The 15,877-nt window shown below is 67.2% G+C and carries 15 protein-coding genes; 5 read left to right on the top strand and 10 right to left on the bottom strand.

Annotated features, from left to right (window positions below):
* Positions 1 to 110: 110 nt before the first annotated feature.
* Positions 111 to 2,975, top strand: a complete 2,865-nt coding sequence (gene uvrA / locus RNZ50_12740) for an excinuclease ABC subunit UvrA (GenBank protein ID MDT8855869.1) — start codon at positions 111 to 113, stop codon at positions 2,973 to 2,975.
* A 192-nt stretch (positions 2,976 to 3,167) separates the two neighbouring features.
* Here uvrA and RNZ50_12735 read toward each other — a convergent pair whose 3' ends face one another.
* The 6 genes from RNZ50_12735 to RNZ50_12710 form a co-directional block, all read right to left on the bottom strand.
* Positions 3,168 to 3,368, bottom strand: coding sequence for a DUF2892 domain-containing protein (locus RNZ50_12735; protein MDT8855868.1), 201 nt, complete (start codon positions 3,366 to 3,368; stop codon positions 3,168 to 3,170).
* A 90-nt stretch (positions 3,369 to 3,458) separates the two neighbouring features.
* On the bottom strand, positions 3,459 to 4,115 hold the full coding sequence (locus RNZ50_12730) for a Crp/Fnr family transcriptional regulator (GenBank protein ID MDT8855867.1): 657 nt from the start codon (positions 4,113 to 4,115) through the stop codon (positions 3,459 to 3,461).
* Entirely contained in the window at positions 4,115 to 4,987 is an 873-nt protein-coding gene (gene mmsB / locus RNZ50_12725) for a 3-hydroxyisobutyrate dehydrogenase (protein MDT8855866.1), read from the bottom strand. Before mmsB ends, RNZ50_12730 begins: the two co-directional genes overlap by 1 nt.
* Before the next feature lie 22 nt (positions 4,988 to 5,009).
* Positions 5,010 to 6,044 (bottom strand): enoyl-CoA hydratase/isomerase family protein, encoded by a 1,035-nt coding sequence (locus RNZ50_12720; GenBank protein MDT8855865.1) that lies wholly within the window; start codon positions 6,042 to 6,044, stop codon positions 5,010 to 5,012.
* 13 nt (positions 6,045 to 6,057) lie between these two features.
* Positions 6,058 to 7,203 (bottom strand): acyl-CoA dehydrogenase family protein, encoded by a 1,146-nt coding sequence (locus RNZ50_12715; GenBank protein ID MDT8855864.1) that lies wholly within the window; start codon positions 7,201 to 7,203, stop codon positions 6,058 to 6,060.
* A gap of 102 nt (positions 7,204 to 7,305) precedes the next feature.
* The gene (locus tag RNZ50_12710) at positions 7,306 to 8,805 is read right to left on the bottom strand and encodes a CoA-acylating methylmalonate-semialdehyde dehydrogenase (GenBank protein MDT8855863.1); all 1,500 of its coding nucleotides are present in this window, start codon (positions 8,803 to 8,805) and stop codon (positions 7,306 to 7,308) included.
* Positions 8,806 to 8,902: 97 nt separating this feature from the next.
* Between RNZ50_12710 and RNZ50_12705 the strand changes: the two genes are divergently transcribed.
* From RNZ50_12705 to coaD, 3 genes are all read left to right on the top strand, one after another.
* A complete protein-coding gene (locus RNZ50_12705; GenBank protein MDT8855862.1) occupies positions 8,903 to 9,793 on the top strand; it encodes a LysR family transcriptional regulator in 891 nt (296 codons plus the stop codon).
* Positions 9,794 to 9,881: 88 nt separating this feature from the next.
* Positions 9,882 to 10,316 (top strand): CBS domain-containing protein, encoded by a 435-nt coding sequence (locus RNZ50_12700; GenBank protein ID MDT8855861.1) that lies wholly within the window; start codon positions 9,882 to 9,884, stop codon positions 10,314 to 10,316.
* 83 nt (positions 10,317 to 10,399) lie between these two features.
* Positions 10,400 to 10,891, top strand: coding sequence for a pantetheine-phosphate adenylyltransferase (coaD, locus tag RNZ50_12695; protein MDT8855860.1), 492 nt, complete (start codon positions 10,400 to 10,402; stop codon positions 10,889 to 10,891).
* Positions 10,892 to 11,023: 132 nt separating this feature from the next.
* Here the strand turns inward: coaD and RNZ50_12690 are convergent, their stop codons facing one another.
* The 3 genes from RNZ50_12690 to RNZ50_12680 form a co-directional block, all read right to left on the bottom strand.
* Positions 11,024 to 11,185: a hypothetical protein gene (locus RNZ50_12690; protein ID MDT8855859.1), complete on the bottom strand. Its 162-nt coding sequence runs from the start codon at positions 11,183 to 11,185 to the stop codon at positions 11,024 to 11,026.
* Between the two features lie 171 nt (positions 11,186 to 11,356).
* Entirely contained in the window at positions 11,357 to 12,358 is a 1,002-nt protein-coding gene (gene gap, locus RNZ50_12685; GenBank protein MDT8855858.1) for a type I glyceraldehyde-3-phosphate dehydrogenase, read from the bottom strand.
* A 93-nt stretch (positions 12,359 to 12,451) separates the two neighbouring features.
* On the bottom strand, positions 12,452 to 12,595 hold the full coding sequence (locus RNZ50_12680; GenBank protein ID MDT8855857.1) for a hypothetical protein: 144 nt from the start codon (positions 12,593 to 12,595) through the stop codon (positions 12,452 to 12,454).
* A gap of 162 nt (positions 12,596 to 12,757) precedes the next feature.
* Here RNZ50_12680 and RNZ50_12675 point away from each other — a divergent pair, with 162 nt between their 5' ends.
* The gene (locus tag RNZ50_12675; protein ID MDT8855856.1) at positions 12,758 to 13,738 is read left to right on the top strand and encodes a DUF808 domain-containing protein; all 981 of its coding nucleotides are present in this window, start codon (positions 12,758 to 12,760) and stop codon (positions 13,736 to 13,738) included.
* Positions 13,739 to 13,787: 49 nt separating this feature from the next.
* On the opposite strand, the gene tkt is transcribed toward RNZ50_12675, so the two are convergent.
* Positions 13,788 to 15,803, bottom strand: a complete 2,016-nt coding sequence (gene tkt, locus RNZ50_12670) for a transketolase (GenBank protein ID MDT8855855.1) — start codon at positions 15,801 to 15,803, stop codon at positions 13,788 to 13,790.
* Positions 15,804 to 15,877 lie beyond the last annotated feature (74 nt).

The following is a 15,877-nucleotide window of genomic DNA, read 5'->3' as shown; positions in this document are numbered from 1 at the left end:
CCGCCTATTTTTGCCCATCGGCGGTAATGTTCATTTATTGTTCACGTTTTTCGGTTGGAGACTCAGCGGGCCTCGCCTATGTCTTCTGAATCACGATCAAGGGGCGGGCCATGGCCGAGCAGAAGTTCATCGAGGTGCGCGGCGCGCGCGAACACAACCTCAAGAACATAGACGTCGACATTCCGCGCGACCGGCTGGTGGTGATCACCGGGCTGTCGGGGTCGGGCAAGTCCTCGCTGGCGTTCGACACCATCTATGCCGAGGGGCAAAGACGCTACGTCGAAAGCCTGTCGGCCTATGCCCGCCAGTTCCTCGACATGATGGGCAAGCCCGATGTCGACCACATCTCGGGCCTCTCGCCCGCGATTTCCATCGAACAGAAGACCACCTCGAAGAACCCGCGCTCCACCGTCGGCACGGTGACCGAGATCTACGACTACCTGCGGCTGCTCTTCGCCCGCGTCGGCACGCCGTTCAGCCCGACCACCGGCCTGCCGATCACCGCCCAGCAGGTGCAGGACATGGTCGATGGCGTGATGGCGATGCCTGAAGGCACGCGGGCCTACCTGCTGGCCCCGATCATCCGCGACCGCAAGGGCGAATACCGCAAGGAATTCCTCGACCTGCGCAAGCAGGGCTTCCAGCGCGTCAAGGTCAACGGCGCGTTTCACGACCTTGACGACCCGCCGGTGCTCGACAAGAAGTTCCGGCACGACATCGACGTGGTGGTCGACCGCATCGTGGTGCGCGAGGGCATCCAGACCCGGCTGGCCGACAGCTTCCGCACCGCGCTCGATCTGGCCGACGGCATCGCGATTCTGGAAACCGCGCCGGGCGAGGGTGAGGGCGACCCGGTGCGCCACACCTATTCCGAAAAGTTCGCCTGCCCGGTCTCGGGCTTCACCATTTCCGAAATCGAACCCCGGCTGTTCTCGTTCAACGCCCCGTTCGGCGCCTGTCCGGCCTGCGACGGGCTGGGGGTCGAGCTGTTCTTCGACGAACGCCTCGTGGTGCCCGATCAGGGGCTGACCCTGCTGCAGGGCGCGCTGGCGCCCTGGGCGAAATCGAAATCGCCCTATTTCACCCAGACCATCGACGCCATCGCAAAGCACTACGCCTTTGACAAGAAGACCAAGTGGAAAGACCTGCCGTTCGACGTGCAGCAGGTGTTCCTCCACGGCTCGGGCGACCAGGAAATCCTGTTCCGCTTCGACGAGGGCGGGCGCATCCATCAGGTGACGCGGGTGTTCGAGGGCGTGATTCCGAACATGGAGCGGCGCTACCGCGAGACGGATTCCGCCTGGTCGCGCGAGGAGATGGAGCGGTTCCAGAACAACCGCCCCTGCGGCACCTGCCACGGCTACCGCCTGAAGCCCGAGGCGCTGGCGGTCAAGATCGCCGGTCTGCACGTCGGCCAAGTGGTGCGGATGTCGATTGCCGAAGCCTTCGTCTGGATCGGCACGGTGCCCGAAAGCCTTGGGCCCCAGAAGAACGAGATCGCCCGGGCGATCCTGAAGGAGATCCGCGAGCGGCTGGGCTTCCTCGTCAACGTCGGGCTCAACTACCTGACACTGTCGCGCAATGCGGGCACGCTGTCGGGCGGCGAAAGCCAGCGCATCCGGCTGGCAAGCCAGATCGGTTCGGGCCTGACCGGCGTGCTCTATGTGCTCGATGAACCCTCGATCGGCCTGCACCAGCGCGACAACGACCGGCTGCTGACCACGCTGAAGAACCTGCGCGATCAGGGCAACACCGTTCTGGTAGTGGAACATGACGAGGATGCGATCCGCGAGGCGGATTACGTGTTCGACATCGGGCCGGGGGCGGGGGTGCATGGCGGGCAGGTGGTCAGCCACGGCACGCCGTCGCAGGTCGCCGCCGATCCGGCCAGCCTGACCGGGCAATACCTCTCGGGCGCGCGCGAGATCGCGGTGCCGCGGGTGCGCCGCAAGGGCAACGGCAAGAAACTGGTGGTGGTGGGCGCCACCGGCAACAACCTGCAGAACGTCACTGCCGAGTTTCCGCTGGGCATGTTCGTCTGCGTCACCGGCGTGTCGGGGGGCGGCAAGTCGACGCTGACCATCGAGACGCTCTACAAGACCGCCGCCAGCCGCCTGAACGGCGCGCACGAAACCCCGGCGCCCTGCGAGACGATCAAGGGCTTCGAACACCTCGACAAGGTGATCGACATCGACCAGCGCGCCATCGGCCGCACGCCACGATCGAACCCCGCCACCTATACCGGCGCCTTCACCCCGATCCGCGACTGGTTCGCGGGCCTGCCGGAATCGAAGGCGCGCGGCTATGCGCCGGGGCGGTTCAGCTTCAACGTCAAGGGCGGGCGCTGCGAGGCCTGCCAGGGCGACGGCGTCATCAAAATCGAGATGCACTTCCTGCCCGATGTCTATGTGACCTGCGAAACCTGCAAGGGCGCGCGCTACAACCGCGAGACGCTGGAGGTCAAGTTCAAGAACAAGAGCATCGCGGATGTCCTGGACATGACGGTTGAAGAGGCGCAGGGCTTCTTCCAGGCGGTGCCCGGCATCCGCGAGAAGATGGACGCGCTGGTGCAGGTGGGCCTTGGCTACATCAAGGTCGGCCAGCAGGCCACGACGCTTTCGGGCGGCGAGGCCCAGCGGGTGAAACTGTCGAAGGAACTGGCGCGGCGCGCCACGGGACGCACGCTCTACATCCTCGACGAGCCGACCACCGGGCTGCATTTCGAGGATGTGAAGAAACTGCTGGAAGTGCTGCACGAACTGGTCGAGCAGGGCAACACGGTGGTGGTGATCGAACACAATCTGGATGTGGTGAAGACCGCCGACTGGATCATCGACATCGGCCCCGAAGGCGGCGACGGCGGCGGCGAGATCGTGGCCGTGGGCACGCCGGAAAAGGTGGCGAAGGTCGAGCGCAGCCACACCGGGCGCTACTTGGCCGACATGCTGAAACCCCGGCGGCTGGCGGCGGAGTAGGGGCCGCCTCGGGGGGCATCGAGCCCCCGCTCGGCGGCGCTGTCGCGGATTTGCCTGACGGGGCTGCGCGTGGTGTAGCCGTGGGAGCCTCCGGCGGGGGTATTTGGACCAAAAAGAAACCGTGAGGGTGCGGCTTTCATCTTGGCGAAAATATCCCCGCCGGAGGCGCTGACCCTGCGGCAAGAGCGGGCGTCAGGGTTTCGGGCAGGTGTTCATCCCGAGGATGGAATAGAGCGGGCAGGTGGACATCAGCCCGGTCGCCAGCGGCACGATGCCGATAAGGTAAAGCAGGCGGTAGCTGGCGGTGCTGTCGAGGAAGAACCCGGCCAGCAGGGCGAGGCCGACCACGATGCGCAGGGTGCGGTCGATGCCGCCGACATTGGTCTTGAACATGGGAGCGATCCTATTTCCTTGCCCCGGGTGCCGGGGACTGTGATCGCACTTTAGCGGGGTCGGGGTCGGTCGTCTGTGATCTGGTCACGTTCAGGCCGGGCCGTCGGCTTCGGCCAGGCGGCGCAGGGCGGCGGGGGCGGTGAGGCGGACGCGGCCGCGGTCGGTCTCGACCCAGCCGCGCCGCGCGAAACTGTCGAGGCGGCGCGACACCACCTCGCGCGCCGAACCGATGCGGGCGGCAAGCTCGGCCTGTGTCGCCAGCACGGTATCGGCCTCGGCCAGATCGAGCAGCGCGCCCGCGAGGCGGCATTCGACCCGCTGGAACGCCACCCGTTCCAGCAGTAGCGTCATCGCCTGCATCCGCGCCGCGAAGGCCTGGAACACGTAGGTGCGGAACGGGGCCGCCTCGTTCATCAGCATCATGAACAGCGCCTTGGGAATCAGCACCAGCGTGCAGTCGGTGGCGGCGATCGCCTCGCCGGAATAGGTCTCGCCGCCCAGCAGGCCGAGCGTGCTCTGCACGCAGCTTTGCCCCGGCTCGATCGCGTAGAGCAGGATCTCGCGCCCGGTGGGGCCGGTCAGGAACACCTCGATCCGGCCCGACAGCACCACGGTGAACCCCTGCGCCACGTCGCCGGGGTGGAACATCGGGGTGCCGCGCGGCAGGGTCTGGCGGGGCAGGGCGTCCAGCGCCTGCCGCGCGCGGTCTGGCAGGCCGTTCAGCCCCGCCTCGGCCACCCAGGCCATCAGCCGCGCCCGCGCTTTTCAAAGCGTGGCAGCATGGCCGAAAAGTCCATCCCGCGCCCGCCCTCGCGTTCCACGAAGGACGTGTAAAGCTCGGCCGCCAGCGCGCCCATCGGCGTGTCGGCATCCACCGACTCGGCGGCCTGCTGCGCCAACCGCAGGTCCTTCAGCATCAGTTCCGCCGCGAATCCGGGGCGGTAGCCGTTGTCGGCGGGCGACTTCGGGCCGATTCCGGGTGCCGGGCAATAGGCGTTCATCGACCAGCTCGACCCTGACGAGGTCGAGACCACGTCGAACATCCGCGCCCGGTCCAGCCCCAGCTTGTCGGCCAGCGCGAACGCCTCGCAGGTGGCGATCATCGTGGCGCCGAGGATCATGTTGTTGCAGATCTTGGCGGCCTGCCCGGCCCCCGCCTTGCCGCAATGCACCGCCTTCTGCCCCATCACGTCAAACAGCGGCGCCACGGTGGCGAAGGCCGCATCCGGTCCGCCCGCCATGAAGGTCAGCGTGCCCGCCGCCGCGCCGCCGACCCCGCCCGACACCGGCGCATCCAGCGCACCCAGCCCCGCCGCCGCGGCCGCCCCCGCCACCCACACCGCGCTTTCGACATCGACGGTCGAGCAGTCGCACAGCACCGCGCCCGGCCGCATCGCCGGAATCACCTCTTTCGCCACGGCGCGCAGGATGGTGCCGTTGGGCAGCATGGTGATCACGACCTCGGCGGTGCGCGCCGCCTCGGCGGCGGTTGCGGCCGCGGTCACGCCGGCGGGCATCGGGGCGAAGGTGTCGAACCCGGTCACCACATGCCCGGCGCGGGCGAGGTTGGCGGCCATCGGGCCGCCCATGTTGCCAAGGCCGATGAAGGCGATCTGCATGGGTTTGCTCCTGTAATGCGGGTCAATCGGCAAAGCTCAGGCCCTCGGGGCCAAGCGGTGCCAGCATAGCGGCAATCTCGGCCGGGGTCACTGCGGCGACATCGGCATGGCGCCAGCGCGGCCTGCGGTCCTTGTCGATGATCGCGGCGCGGATGCCTTCGAGAAAATCGCCCATCGCCTGCGCGCGGTGGGTGAAGCGGTATTCCAGTTCCAGCGCCCGCCGCAGGTCGGGTGCCGGGCCGAGCCGCTGCTGCATTTCCAGCGCGCAGGCGGCGGCCAGCGGCGAGACGCGCGCCAGCGCCTTGCGGGTTTCCGCCGCGAAATCGCTGCTGTCCGCCGCCAGACCGGCGATGATTTCCGCCAGCGTGGGGGCGGCGAAACTGCGGTCGATTTCGGCCTGCAACCCGGGCAGGCGGCCGGCCGGGGCAGGGCGCACCAAACCGTCCAGCGCCGCAATGCCGCCCGCTTCCAGCGCCGCCGTCAGCGCGGGCCAGTCGGCCTCGGGCACGAACACATCGGCAAACCCGGCGTAGATTGCGTCGCCCGGCCCCATCCGCGTGCCCGTCGTCCCAAGCCAGGCCCCCATCCGCCCCGGCCCGCGCGCCAGCAGAAAACTGCCGCCGACATCGGGCACAAGGCCGATGCCGCATTCCGGCATGGCGATCTGCGTCGAATCCCCGACGATGCGGTGGCTGGCATGGCAGCCGACCCCCACGCCGCCGCCCATGGTGAAACCCTGCATCAGGGTGACCACCGGCTTGGGATATTCGGCAATCCGGGCGTTCATGCGGTATTCGTCGCGCCAGAACGCCTGCCCGTGGGCGTGATCGCCCGCGATGCCGCGCGCGTAAAGCTCGGCAATGTCGCCCCCGGCGCAGAAGGCGCGCGGCCCCGCCGCGTCGATCACCACCAGTTCCACCGCCGGGTCATCCTGCCAGCCGACCAGTGCTGCATCCAGCGCGGCACACATCGGCTCGCTCAGCGCGTTCAGTGCGGCGGGGCGGTTCAGGGTGATGCGCCCGGCGCGGCCCGCGATGCGGATCTCGATGTCGCTCATGCCCATGTTTCGCTCATACCCGGTCGGCCAGCATCTGGCGCGAGATGATCAGGCGCATGATTTCGTTGGTGCCTTCAAGGATCTGGTGCACCCGCAGGTCGCGCACGATCTTCTCGATCCCGTAATCGGCCAGGTAGCCGTAGCCGCCGTGCAGTTGCAGGCATTGGTTGGCGACTTCGAACGCCGCGTCGGTGACGTAAAGCTTGGCCATGGCGCAGAACCTGGTGGCATCCGCCGCGCCCTGATCCAGCTTCCACGCCGCCTGCCGCAGGAAGATGCGCGACGATTGCAGCCGCACCTCCATGTCCGCCAGCCGGAACTGCAACGCCTGAAAGCCGTCGAGGCTGCGGCCGAACGCCTTGCGCTCGTGCATGTAGGTCATGGTGGCATTCAGCGCCGCCTGCGCCGCCCCAAGCGCGCAGGCCGCGATGTTCAGCCGCCCGCCGTCCAGCCCCGCCATGGCATAGGCAAAGCCGCGCCCCTCCTCGCCCAGCAGGTTGCCCGCAGGCACGGCGCAGGCGTCAAGCTGCACCGCCCGGGTCGGCTGCGCCCGCCAGCCCATCTTGTCCTCCAGCCCGCCGAAGGAAAGGCCCGGCGCGCCGTCATCGACGATCAGCGCCGAGATGCCCTTGGCGCCCTCGCCGCCGCTGCGCGCCATCACGATATAGGCATCCGAATAGCCGCCGCCCGAGATGAAGGCCTTGGTGCCGGTCAGGCTCCAGCCGTCATTGGTCCGCTCGGCCCTTGTCCGCAGGGCGGCGGCATCCGAGCCTGACCCCGGTTCGGTCAGGCAATAGGAATAGACCGCCTCCATCGCGCAGAGGGCGGGCAGGCGGGCGGCTTTGGTTTCGGGGCTGGCGAACTTGTCGATCATCCCACCGCACATGTTGTGGATCGACAGGAACGCCGCGACCGCCGGGCAGGCCATGCTCAGCGCCTCGAACACCAGCGTCGCGTCAAGCCGGGTCAGCCCGGTGCCGCCATGGTCTTCGGAAACGTAAAGCCCGCCCAGCCCCAGCGCCGCCACCTCGGGCCACAGCGCCCTGGGAATGGTGCCCGCCGCCTCCCATGCCCTTGCATGGGGCGCGATGTGGCTTTGCCCGAAGGCGTGCGCCATGTCGAAAATGGCGTGCTGTTCCTCGCTCAGGGCGAAATCCATGACGGCCTCGATTGGTTGACGTATCGTTAACAGGAAACGGAAAAAGTGGCGGGATCAAGTGGTTGGGCGGGATTTCACGCGTTAAAATCCCGCCCCGCACCGTCAGTCCATCGCCTTGAAGTTGAAGGCGGAGCCTTCCTTGATCCCGCTCGGCCAGCGCGAGGTGATCGTCTTGGTCCGGGTATAGAAACGGAACGCATCCGGCCCGTGCTGATTGAGGTCACCGAAGCCGGATTTCTTCCAGCCACCGAAGGTGTGGTAAGCCAGCGGCACCGGAATCGGCACGTTGATCCCGATCATGCCCACGTTGACCCGGTTGGCGAAATCGCGCGCCGTGTCGCCGTCGCGGGTGAAGATCGCGGTGCCGTTGCCGTATTCATGATCCATCGCATAACCCAGCGCCTGCTCGTAGGTCTCGGCCCGGACGGTGGACAGCACCGGCCCGAAGATTTCCTTGCGATAGATATCCATGTCGGTCGTGACGTGGTCGAACAGGTGCGGGCCGACGAAATAGCCGCTCTCGTAGCCCTGCAGGCTGAAGTCGCGGCCATCGACCACCAGCGTCGCGCCCTGATCGACGCCTGACTGCACCAGCCGCAGGATGTTGGCCTTGGCGGCGGCCGTAACCACCGGGCCGTAATCGACATCATTGCCGGCGGTGAAGGGGCCGACCTTCAGCTTTTCGATCCGCGGGATCAGCTTGGCGATCAGGGCATCCGCCGTGGCCGCCCCCACCGGCACCGCGACCGAGATCGCCATGCAGCGTTCGCCCGCCGCCCCGTAGCCGGCCCCCACCAGCGCATCGGCGGCCTGATCCAGATCGGCATCCGGCATGATGATCATGTGGTTCTTGGCCCCGCCGAAACACTGGACCCGCTTGCCGTTGGAACAGCCGCGGCCATAGATGTATTCCGCGATCGGGGTCGAGCCGACAAAGCCGATCGCGGCGACGGTCGGGTTGTCGAGGATGGCATCGACCGCCTCCTTGTCGCCGTTGATCACCTGCAGCACGCCGTCGGGCAGGCCCGCCTCCTGGAACAGCTCGGCCAGCATCAGCGGCACCGAGGGGTCGCGCTCGGACGGTTTGAGGATGAAGGCGTTGCCGCAGGCCAGCGCCGGGCCCATCTTCCACAGCGGGATCATCGCGGGGAAGTTGAACGGCGTGATGCCCGCCGCCACGCCCAGCGGTTGGCGCATCGAATACATGTCGATGCCGGGGCCGGCGCTGTCGGTGAATTCGCCCTTCAGCATCTGTGCCGCGTTGATGCAGTATTCGATCACCTCCAGCCCGCGCTGGATGTCGCCCTTGGCGTCGGGCAGCGTCTTGCCGTGTTCGCGGCTCAGCGCCTCGGCAAGCTTGTCCATGTCGCGGTTGATCAGGCCTACCAGCGCCATCATCACCCGGCCGCGTTTCTGCGGGTTGGTGGCGCCCCATTTCACCTGCGCCGCTGCGGCGTCGGCCACCGCCACGTCAAGCTCGGCCTTCGAGGCCAGCGGCACACGCGCCTGCACCTCGCCGGTGGCCGGGTTGAACACGTCGGCGAAACGCCCCGAGGTGCCCGCGACGTGACGGCCGTTGATCCAGTGGCTGAGATCTTTCATGGAATCCTCCCGATTTGCTGGCCGCAGGATAGGCTTGCAAAATTGCCCGATAAAGGGGCAAGTTTCCAAAAGCGTTTTGCAGAATTGCAGGTATGGCATGGATTGGGACGACCTGCGGTTGTTTCTGGCAGTGGCGCGGGCCGAAAGCCTGTCGGGTGCCGGCAAGGCGCTGCGGCTTGACCCGGCGACGCTGGGGCGCCGTGTTTCCCGGCTGGAGGAGGCGCTGGCGGCGCGGCTGTTCACCCGTTCGCCGCAGGGGTATCTGCTGACCGAGGACGGCCAGCGCCTGCTGACCCATGCCGAACGCGCCGAACAGGCGATGGCGGGGGCCGAGGAGGCGCTGCGCGGCACGCCCGGCGCGTTGTCGGGCCAGGTGCGGATCGGCGCGCCGGACGGCTGCGCCAACTACCTGCTGCCGCAGGTGCTGGCCGCGATCTGCGATGCCAATCCGGGGCTGGAGGTGCAGATCGTCGCCCTGCCGCGCGTCTTCAACCTGTCGAAGCGCGAGGCCGACATGGCGATTGCCGTCAGCCGCCCCGAGGCGGGTCGCCTGACCGTGCAGAAGGTGACCGATTACCGGCTCCATCTGGCGGCGAGCCGCGCCTATCTGGCGCAGGCCGCACCGCTGCGCACGCGCGAGGATCTGGCAGGGCACCGCATGGTCGGCTACATCGCCGACATGATCTTCGACAAGGAACTGGACTATCTGACCGGGATCGGCGCGGGGCCGGTGCCGCTGGCCTCGAACTCGGTTTCGGTGCAGCTGAACTGGCTGCGCCATGGCGCCGGGTTGGGCATCGTGCATGATTTCGCCATGCCCTCGGCCCCCGAACTGGTGAAGGTGCTGGAGGGCGAGATCGCGCTCACCCGCACCTTCTGGCTGATCCGGCACGCCGATGATGGCCGGCTGGAGCGGCTGACCCGATTTGCCGACCTGCTGTTGCAGGGGATACGGCGCGAGGTGGCCCGTCTGGAAGCTTTGACTTGACAGAATGTCGCATGGGGCTGACGCTTGTCACATTCGATTGCCCCGGAGGCCGGAGCCGGGCGGCACGCCGCAGTCAGGGAGGAATGCGATGCTTGTTCAACAGATCCTGAACTCGAAGTCGGACAGCGCGGTGGTCACGGTGGCCCCCGGCACCACGGTGGCGGCTGCCGTGGCGCTGCTGTCGGCGCGGCGGATCGGGGCGCTGATCGTGACGGCCGATGGCAGGCAGGTCGACGGCATCCTGTCGGAACGCGACATCGTGCGCGAACTGGGGCGCAAGGGGCCGTCGGTCCTGACCCAGCCGGTAGAATCGATCATGACGGCGCGGATCGTCGCCTGTGCCCGCCAGGACCCGGCGGTTCAGGTGATGCAGCGCATGACCGACGGCCGGTTCCGCCACATGCCGGTGATGGACGGCGACGCCATGGTGGGGGTGATCTCGATCGGCGACGTGGTAAAGGCACGGCTGTCGGAGCTTGAGATGGAAATGGGCGCACTGGAAGGCATGATCAAGGGATTCTGAACCGCAGCGGGCGGCGCAGATCAGGCTTGCATTGCCCGGCGCGATATTGTTGCGTGCGCCGGCAAGCAACAGCGGGGACGCCCATGCGCATCGGTCTTTATCCCGGAACCTTCGATCCGGTCACCCTGGGGCATGTGGATATCATCCAGCGTGCCATGGCGCTGGTGGACCGGCTGGTGATCGGGGTGGCGATCAACCGCGACAAGGGCCCGCTGTTCCCGCTGGAGCAGCGCGTCGCCATGGTCGAGGCCGAATGCGCCGGGATCGTCGCGAAGACCGGCGGCGAGATCGTGGTGCATCCGTTCGAGAACCTGCTGATCGACTGCGCCCGCGATGTCGGCGCCGGGATCATCCTGCGCGGCCTGCGTGCGGTGGCAGATTTCGAATACGAATTCCAGATGGTGGGCATGAACCGCGCGCTGGATGCCAGCATCGAGACGGTGTTCCTGATGGCCGACGTGCGGCGGCAGGCGATCGCCTCGAAGCTGGTGAAGGAGATTGCCCGGCTTGGCGGCGACGTGTCGAAGTTCGTCACGCCGGCGGTGCAGGAAGCACTGGTGGAACGTTACGCCTGAAGGCTGCGGCGGAGGGGTTTTGGCCCGGTCGTGCATTCGGTTCAGAGGTTTTCTGTTCGCGCCTCTCCCGGCCCGGCCCTTGAAGCCGTGCTTTCGGCGTTCCGGACGTTCCCCCGGAAGGTCCGGAACGCCTCACCCCCAGACAGCCTTGCGGGCGATGCGGTCGATGTCGCCTTCGTAGATGTCGAGGTCGAGCCTGGTGTCCAGCGGCAGGCGAGCCAGCGCGTAACGGGTCCGGCGGTAGCGGGTCCGGTTTCGGGCGGCGGTAAGCAGGGTTTCGATCAGGGATTTCACGGCGCGTCCTTTCGGCAGGTGGTGCGGAGAAGGTTTCCGCAGCCTCTGTCCGGAATGTATGCGTCATGGTTGCGCTAACAACCCGTCGTGGGCGCCTGCCGTCATGCGCTGGGTGCATGGCTTGCACGGCGGTGGCGGGCAGGCGAGGGTGGCCCCGCCTGCCCGGCGGGTTCAGATCAGCTTGCCCATCGCCACGGCGGTGTCGGCCATGCGGTTGGAGAAGCCCCATTCGTTGTCGTACCAGCTCAGGATCCGCACCATCGTGCCATCCATCACCTTGGTCTGATCCATGTGGAAGATCGAGGAATGTGGGTCGTGGTTGAAATCGGTGCTGACATTGGGCTGGTCGGTGAAGCCCAGGATGCCCTTCAGGCGGCCATTCGCGGCGGTGCGGATAGCGTCATTGATCTCCTCGACCGTGGTGGTGCGCGACGCCTCGAACACCAGATCGACGACCGAGACGTTGGGCGTCGGCACCCGGATCGCCACGCCGTCAAGCTTGCCCTTCAGTTCGGGCAGCACCAGACCCACCGCCTTGGCCGCCCCGGTGGAGGTCGGGATCATCGACAGGGCTGCGGCGCGGGCGCGATACAGATCCTTGTGCATCGTGTCGAGCGTCGGCTGGTCGCCGGTGTAGCTGTGGATCGTGGTCATGAAGCCGCGGGTGATGCCCACGGCCTGATGCAGCACCTGCGCCACCGGAGCAAGGCAGTTGGTGGTGCAGGAGGCGTTCGACACGATCAGGTCGGCGGCGGTCAGGGTGTCGTGGTTGACGCCATAGACGATGGTCTTGTCGGCCCCGGTCGAGGGCGCCGAGACCAGCACGCGGCGCGCGCCGTTCTGGAGGTGGATTTGCGCCTTGTCCTTGTCGGTGAAGATGCCGGTGCATTCCAGCACGATGTCGATATGGCCCCAGGGCAGCTCGGCCGGGTTGCGGATCGCGGAAACCTCGATCGGGCCGCGGCCTACGTCGATCGTGGTGGCGGTGGTGGTCACCGTGGCGGGGAAGCGGCCATGCACCGAATCGAAGCGCAGCAGGTGGGCGTTGGTTTCCACCGGACCCAGATCGTTGATCGCCACCACCTCGATGTCGGTGCGCCCCGATTCGATGATGGCGCGCAGCACGTTGCGCCCGATGCGGCCGAAGCCGTTGATTGCCACTTTGACGGTCATTGCAAACTCCTTGCTCAATGGGCCGAATCCGGCCGCGCCTGATGCGGACACCTTTCGCGGAACCCGCCGGATTTCAACCGGGCAATGCCCGGATCAACGCCAGAACGCCAGATATTCGACCAGTTCGGTCATCTTGCGCGCCAGAAACAGGAAACCCTGCCCGCCGAAGGCCATCGCGTCCAGCGCAACGCAGCCAAGGATCAGGCCGGCCAGGATGAGCGTGGTGCGGTTGGACACGAAACCTCGGATGCTGGCCGGGGGGAGGGGCCGTTCGGTGCCGACGATAGTGCAGGTCTGCGGCAGAGAGAAGGCGGCTTGGCGCGGCCGCCCCGGGGTTTTGCCGTTTCCGCTGCAATGCAGTTCGGCTAGGGTGGCCGCACAACAGATGAGGAATGTTCGATGAGCGGTTTGCTGGCGCTGCTGGATGATGTGGCGGCGATTGCCAAGGTGGCTGCGGCCTCGATCGACGATGTGGCGGCGGGGGCGGCCAAGGCCGGGGCCAAGGCGGCGGGCGTGGTGATCGACGACGCCGCGGTGACGCCGAAATACGTCCACGGCTTTGACGCCGACCGCGAACTGCCGATCATCTGGCGCATCACCAAGGGGTCGCTGCGCAACAAGCTGGTGATCCTGCTGCCGGCCGCGCTGGTGCTGTCGAACTTCGCGCCGCAGGCGATCACGCCGCTTCTGATGATCGGCGGGTCATACCTGTGTTTCGAGGGCGCAGAGAAGATCGCCCACAAGCTTTATCCGCCCGATGACCATGGCGTCGAGGCCGCTGTCGAAGACCCGGCACATCTGGAGGAAAGCAAGGTCGCCGGAGCGATCAAGACCGATTTCATCCTGTCGGCGGAAATCATGACCATTGCGCTGGCGGCGATTCCGCCGGGCAGTCTGGTAATGGAGGCGGTGACGCTGGCCGTCGTGGGCATCGGCATCACCGCCGTGGTCTATGGCGGGGTGGCGCTGATCGTGAAGGCCGACGATCTGGGGCTGCACATGAGCTTGCGGGGGCGCTACCGGCCGACCCGCGCCTTCGGGCGCGGGCTGGTGAAGGCGATGCCGGGGTTCTTGACCCTGCTGTCAACGGTCGGCACGGCGGCGATGCTGTGGGTCGGCGGGTCGATCGTGATCCACGGGATGGAGGTGCTGGGGTTCGGCTGGCTCGGGCACCACATCCACGACTGGGCGGCGCTGGCCGGGCAGATGGTGCCGCAAGCGGTGGCGACGGTGGAGTGGATCACCAAGGCCGCACTGGATGGCGTGTTCGGGCTGATACTTGGCCTCGCGCTGATCCCGGTGGCCAAGTGGGTGGTCGGGCCGATCCTTGGGCTGGCCCGCCGATTATTCCGTCGCGACAAGGCGCAATCCGAACATTGATGCCGCCGCAACAAGGGGTTGCGGCGGTTTCTTCATGTTTGAGATGAAGTCAGAGCAGCGCCTTGACCTTCTCGGCCGCCGCCTCGGCGGTAATGCCGAATTCGGCATAAAGCCGTTCGGCCGGGGCCGATGCGCCAAAGCCGGACATGCCGACGAAATCGCATTTGCCGTCGCGGCCGCGCTCGCCCAGCAGCCAGCGGTCCCAGCCCTGCCGCACGCCGGCCTCGATGGCGACACGCACCGCGCCAGCGGGCAGCACCTTCTTGCGATACGCCTCGTCCTGTTCGGCAAACAGCTCCATGCAGGGCATCGAGACGACGCGGGTGCCGATGCCCTGCGCCTCCAGCAGGTCACGGGCCTTCAGCGCAATCTCGACCTCGGACCCGGAGGCGATCAGGATCGCCAGCCGCTTGCCGGTCGCCTCGGCCAGCACATAGGCGCCCTTGGCGGTCAGGTTCTGGTTGGTGTGGGTCTTGCGCACGGCGGAAAGGTTCTGGCGGCTGAGCGCCAGCACCGAGGGCGTGGTTTTCGCGGTCAGCGCACATTCCCAGGCCTCGGCGGTTTCGACCAGATCGGCGGGGCGGAACACCCATGTGTTGGGCGTGGCGCGGCTGATCGCCAGGTGTTCGACCGGCTGGTGGGTCGGGCCATCCTCGCCCAGACCGATGGAATCATGCGTCATGACATAAACCACCGGAATGCCCATCAGCGCCGAAAGCCGCATCGACGGGCGGGCGTAATCGGTGAAGCACATGAAGGTACCGCCATAGGGCCGCACCCCGCCATGGAGCGCCATGCCGTTCATCGCCGCCGCCATGCCGTGTTCGCGGATGCCGTAATAGACGTAGCGGCCCTTGCGGTTCAGCGGGTCGAACACGCCAAGGTCGGCGGTCTTGGTGTTGTTCGACCCGGTCAGGTCGGCGGAACCGCCGATGGTTTCGCCCATCACCGGGTTGACGGCTTCCAGCACCAGTTCCGAGGCGCGGCGGGTGGCGACCTTGGGGGCGGTTTCCACGGCCGATTTCTTCAGCGCGCGGATCACGCCGGAAAGTTTCGCCGGGGCGTCGCCCGCGAAGATGCGGCGGAACTCGGCCTGCTTTGCGGCGGGCAGGGCGGCCAGCCGCGCCTCCCATGCGGTGCGGGCGGCGGCACCGCGGGCGCCGATCGCCTCCCACGCCGATTTGACATCGGCCGGAATCTCGAAGGCGGCATGGGGCCAGCCATAGGCGGCCTTGGTGTCGGCGACCAGCTTGGCGTCGGTCAGCGCGCCGTGGCCTTTCGACGTGTCCTGCGCCGATGACCCCAGCGCGATATGGGTCTTGCAGGCGACAAAGGCCGGGCGGGGCGAGGCCTTGGCGGCGGTGATGGCGCGGTCGATGTCGGCGGGGTCATGGCCGTCGCAGGAAAACACGTTCCACCCCGAGGCGGCGAAACGGGCGCTCTGGTCGGTGACATCCGACAGCGCCACCTTGCCGTCGATTGTGATGCCGTTGTTGTCCCACAGCACGATCAGGCGCGAAAGCTGATGCTTGCCCGCAAGGCCGATCGCCTCCTGGCTGATGCCTTCCATCAGGCAGCCGTCGCCCGCGATGACATAGGTGTAATGGTCGATGACCTTCGAGCCCCAGCGGGCGCGCAGCGATTCCTCGGCCATGGCAAAGCCCACGGCATTGGCGATGCCCTGGCCCAGCGGGCCGGTCGTGGTCTCGATGCCCTTGGCGTGGCCGTATTCGGGGTGGCCTGCGGTGATGGCGCCCCACTGGCGGAAGTTCTTGACCTGCGCCAGCGTCATGTCGGCAAAGCCGGTCAGGTGCAGCAGCGCATAGAGCAGCATCGAGCCATGCCCCGCCGACAGGATGAAGCGGTCGCGGTTCGGCCAGTCGGGGGCGGCGGCGTCGAAGCTCAGGTGCTTTTCCCACAGCACGGTCGCCACGTCGGCCATCCCCATCGGCATTCCGGAATGACCCGAGTTCGCGGCGGCGACCGCATCGAGCGTCAGGGTGCGGATGGCGCAGGCTTTGGTCCAATGATCGGGGTGCTGGGCGCGCAGGCTTGCAATGTCCAAGGTCTTGTCCTTCGTCTGCTGGGGTCGGGGGTCGGGGGTCGGGGGTCGGTGTCGGGGTTTCCGGCAGGTGCATA

It is taken from the genome of Paracoccaceae bacterium Fryx2 (assembly GCA_032334235.1).
Taxonomy (GTDB): domain Bacteria; phylum Pseudomonadota; class Alphaproteobacteria; order Rhodobacterales; family Rhodobacteraceae; genus JAVSGI01.
This window is presented reverse-complemented; position numbering and strand designations above follow the sequence as displayed.

Coding starts and splice junctions, on each gene's coding strand:
- uvrA (MDT8855869.1), top strand. CDS start 111: ATGGCCGAGCAGAAGTTCATCGAGGTGCGCGGCGCGCGCGAACACAAC.
- RNZ50_12735 (MDT8855868.1), bottom strand. CDS start 3,368: ATGTTCAAGACCAATGTCGGCGGCATCGACCGCACCCTGCGCATCGTG.
- RNZ50_12730 (MDT8855867.1), bottom strand. CDS start 4,115: ATGGCCTGGGTGGCCGAGGCGGGGCTGAACGGCCTGCCAGACCGCGCG.
- mmsB (MDT8855866.1), bottom strand. CDS start 4,987: ATGCAGATCGCCTTCATCGGCCTTGGCAACATGGGCGGCCCGATGGCC.
- RNZ50_12720 (MDT8855865.1), bottom strand. CDS start 6,044: ATGAGCGACATCGAGATCCGCATCGCGGGCCGCGCCGGGCGCATCACC.
- RNZ50_12715 (MDT8855864.1), bottom strand. CDS start 7,203: ATGGATTTCGCCCTGAGCGAGGAACAGCACGCCATTTTCGACATGGCG.
- RNZ50_12710 (MDT8855863.1), bottom strand. CDS start 8,805: ATGAAAGATCTCAGCCACTGGATCAACGGCCGTCACGTCGCGGGCACC.
- RNZ50_12705 (MDT8855862.1), top strand. CDS start 8,903: ATGGATTGGGACGACCTGCGGTTGTTTCTGGCAGTGGCGCGGGCCGAA.
- RNZ50_12700 (MDT8855861.1), top strand. CDS start 9,882: ATGCTTGTTCAACAGATCCTGAACTCGAAGTCGGACAGCGCGGTGGTC.
- coaD (MDT8855860.1), top strand. CDS start 10,400: ATGCGCATCGGTCTTTATCCCGGAACCTTCGATCCGGTCACCCTGGGG.
- gap (MDT8855858.1), bottom strand. CDS start 12,358: ATGACCGTCAAAGTGGCAATCAACGGCTTCGGCCGCATCGGGCGCAAC.
- RNZ50_12675 (MDT8855856.1), top strand. CDS start 12,758: ATGAGCGGTTTGCTGGCGCTGCTGGATGATGTGGCGGCGATTGCCAAG.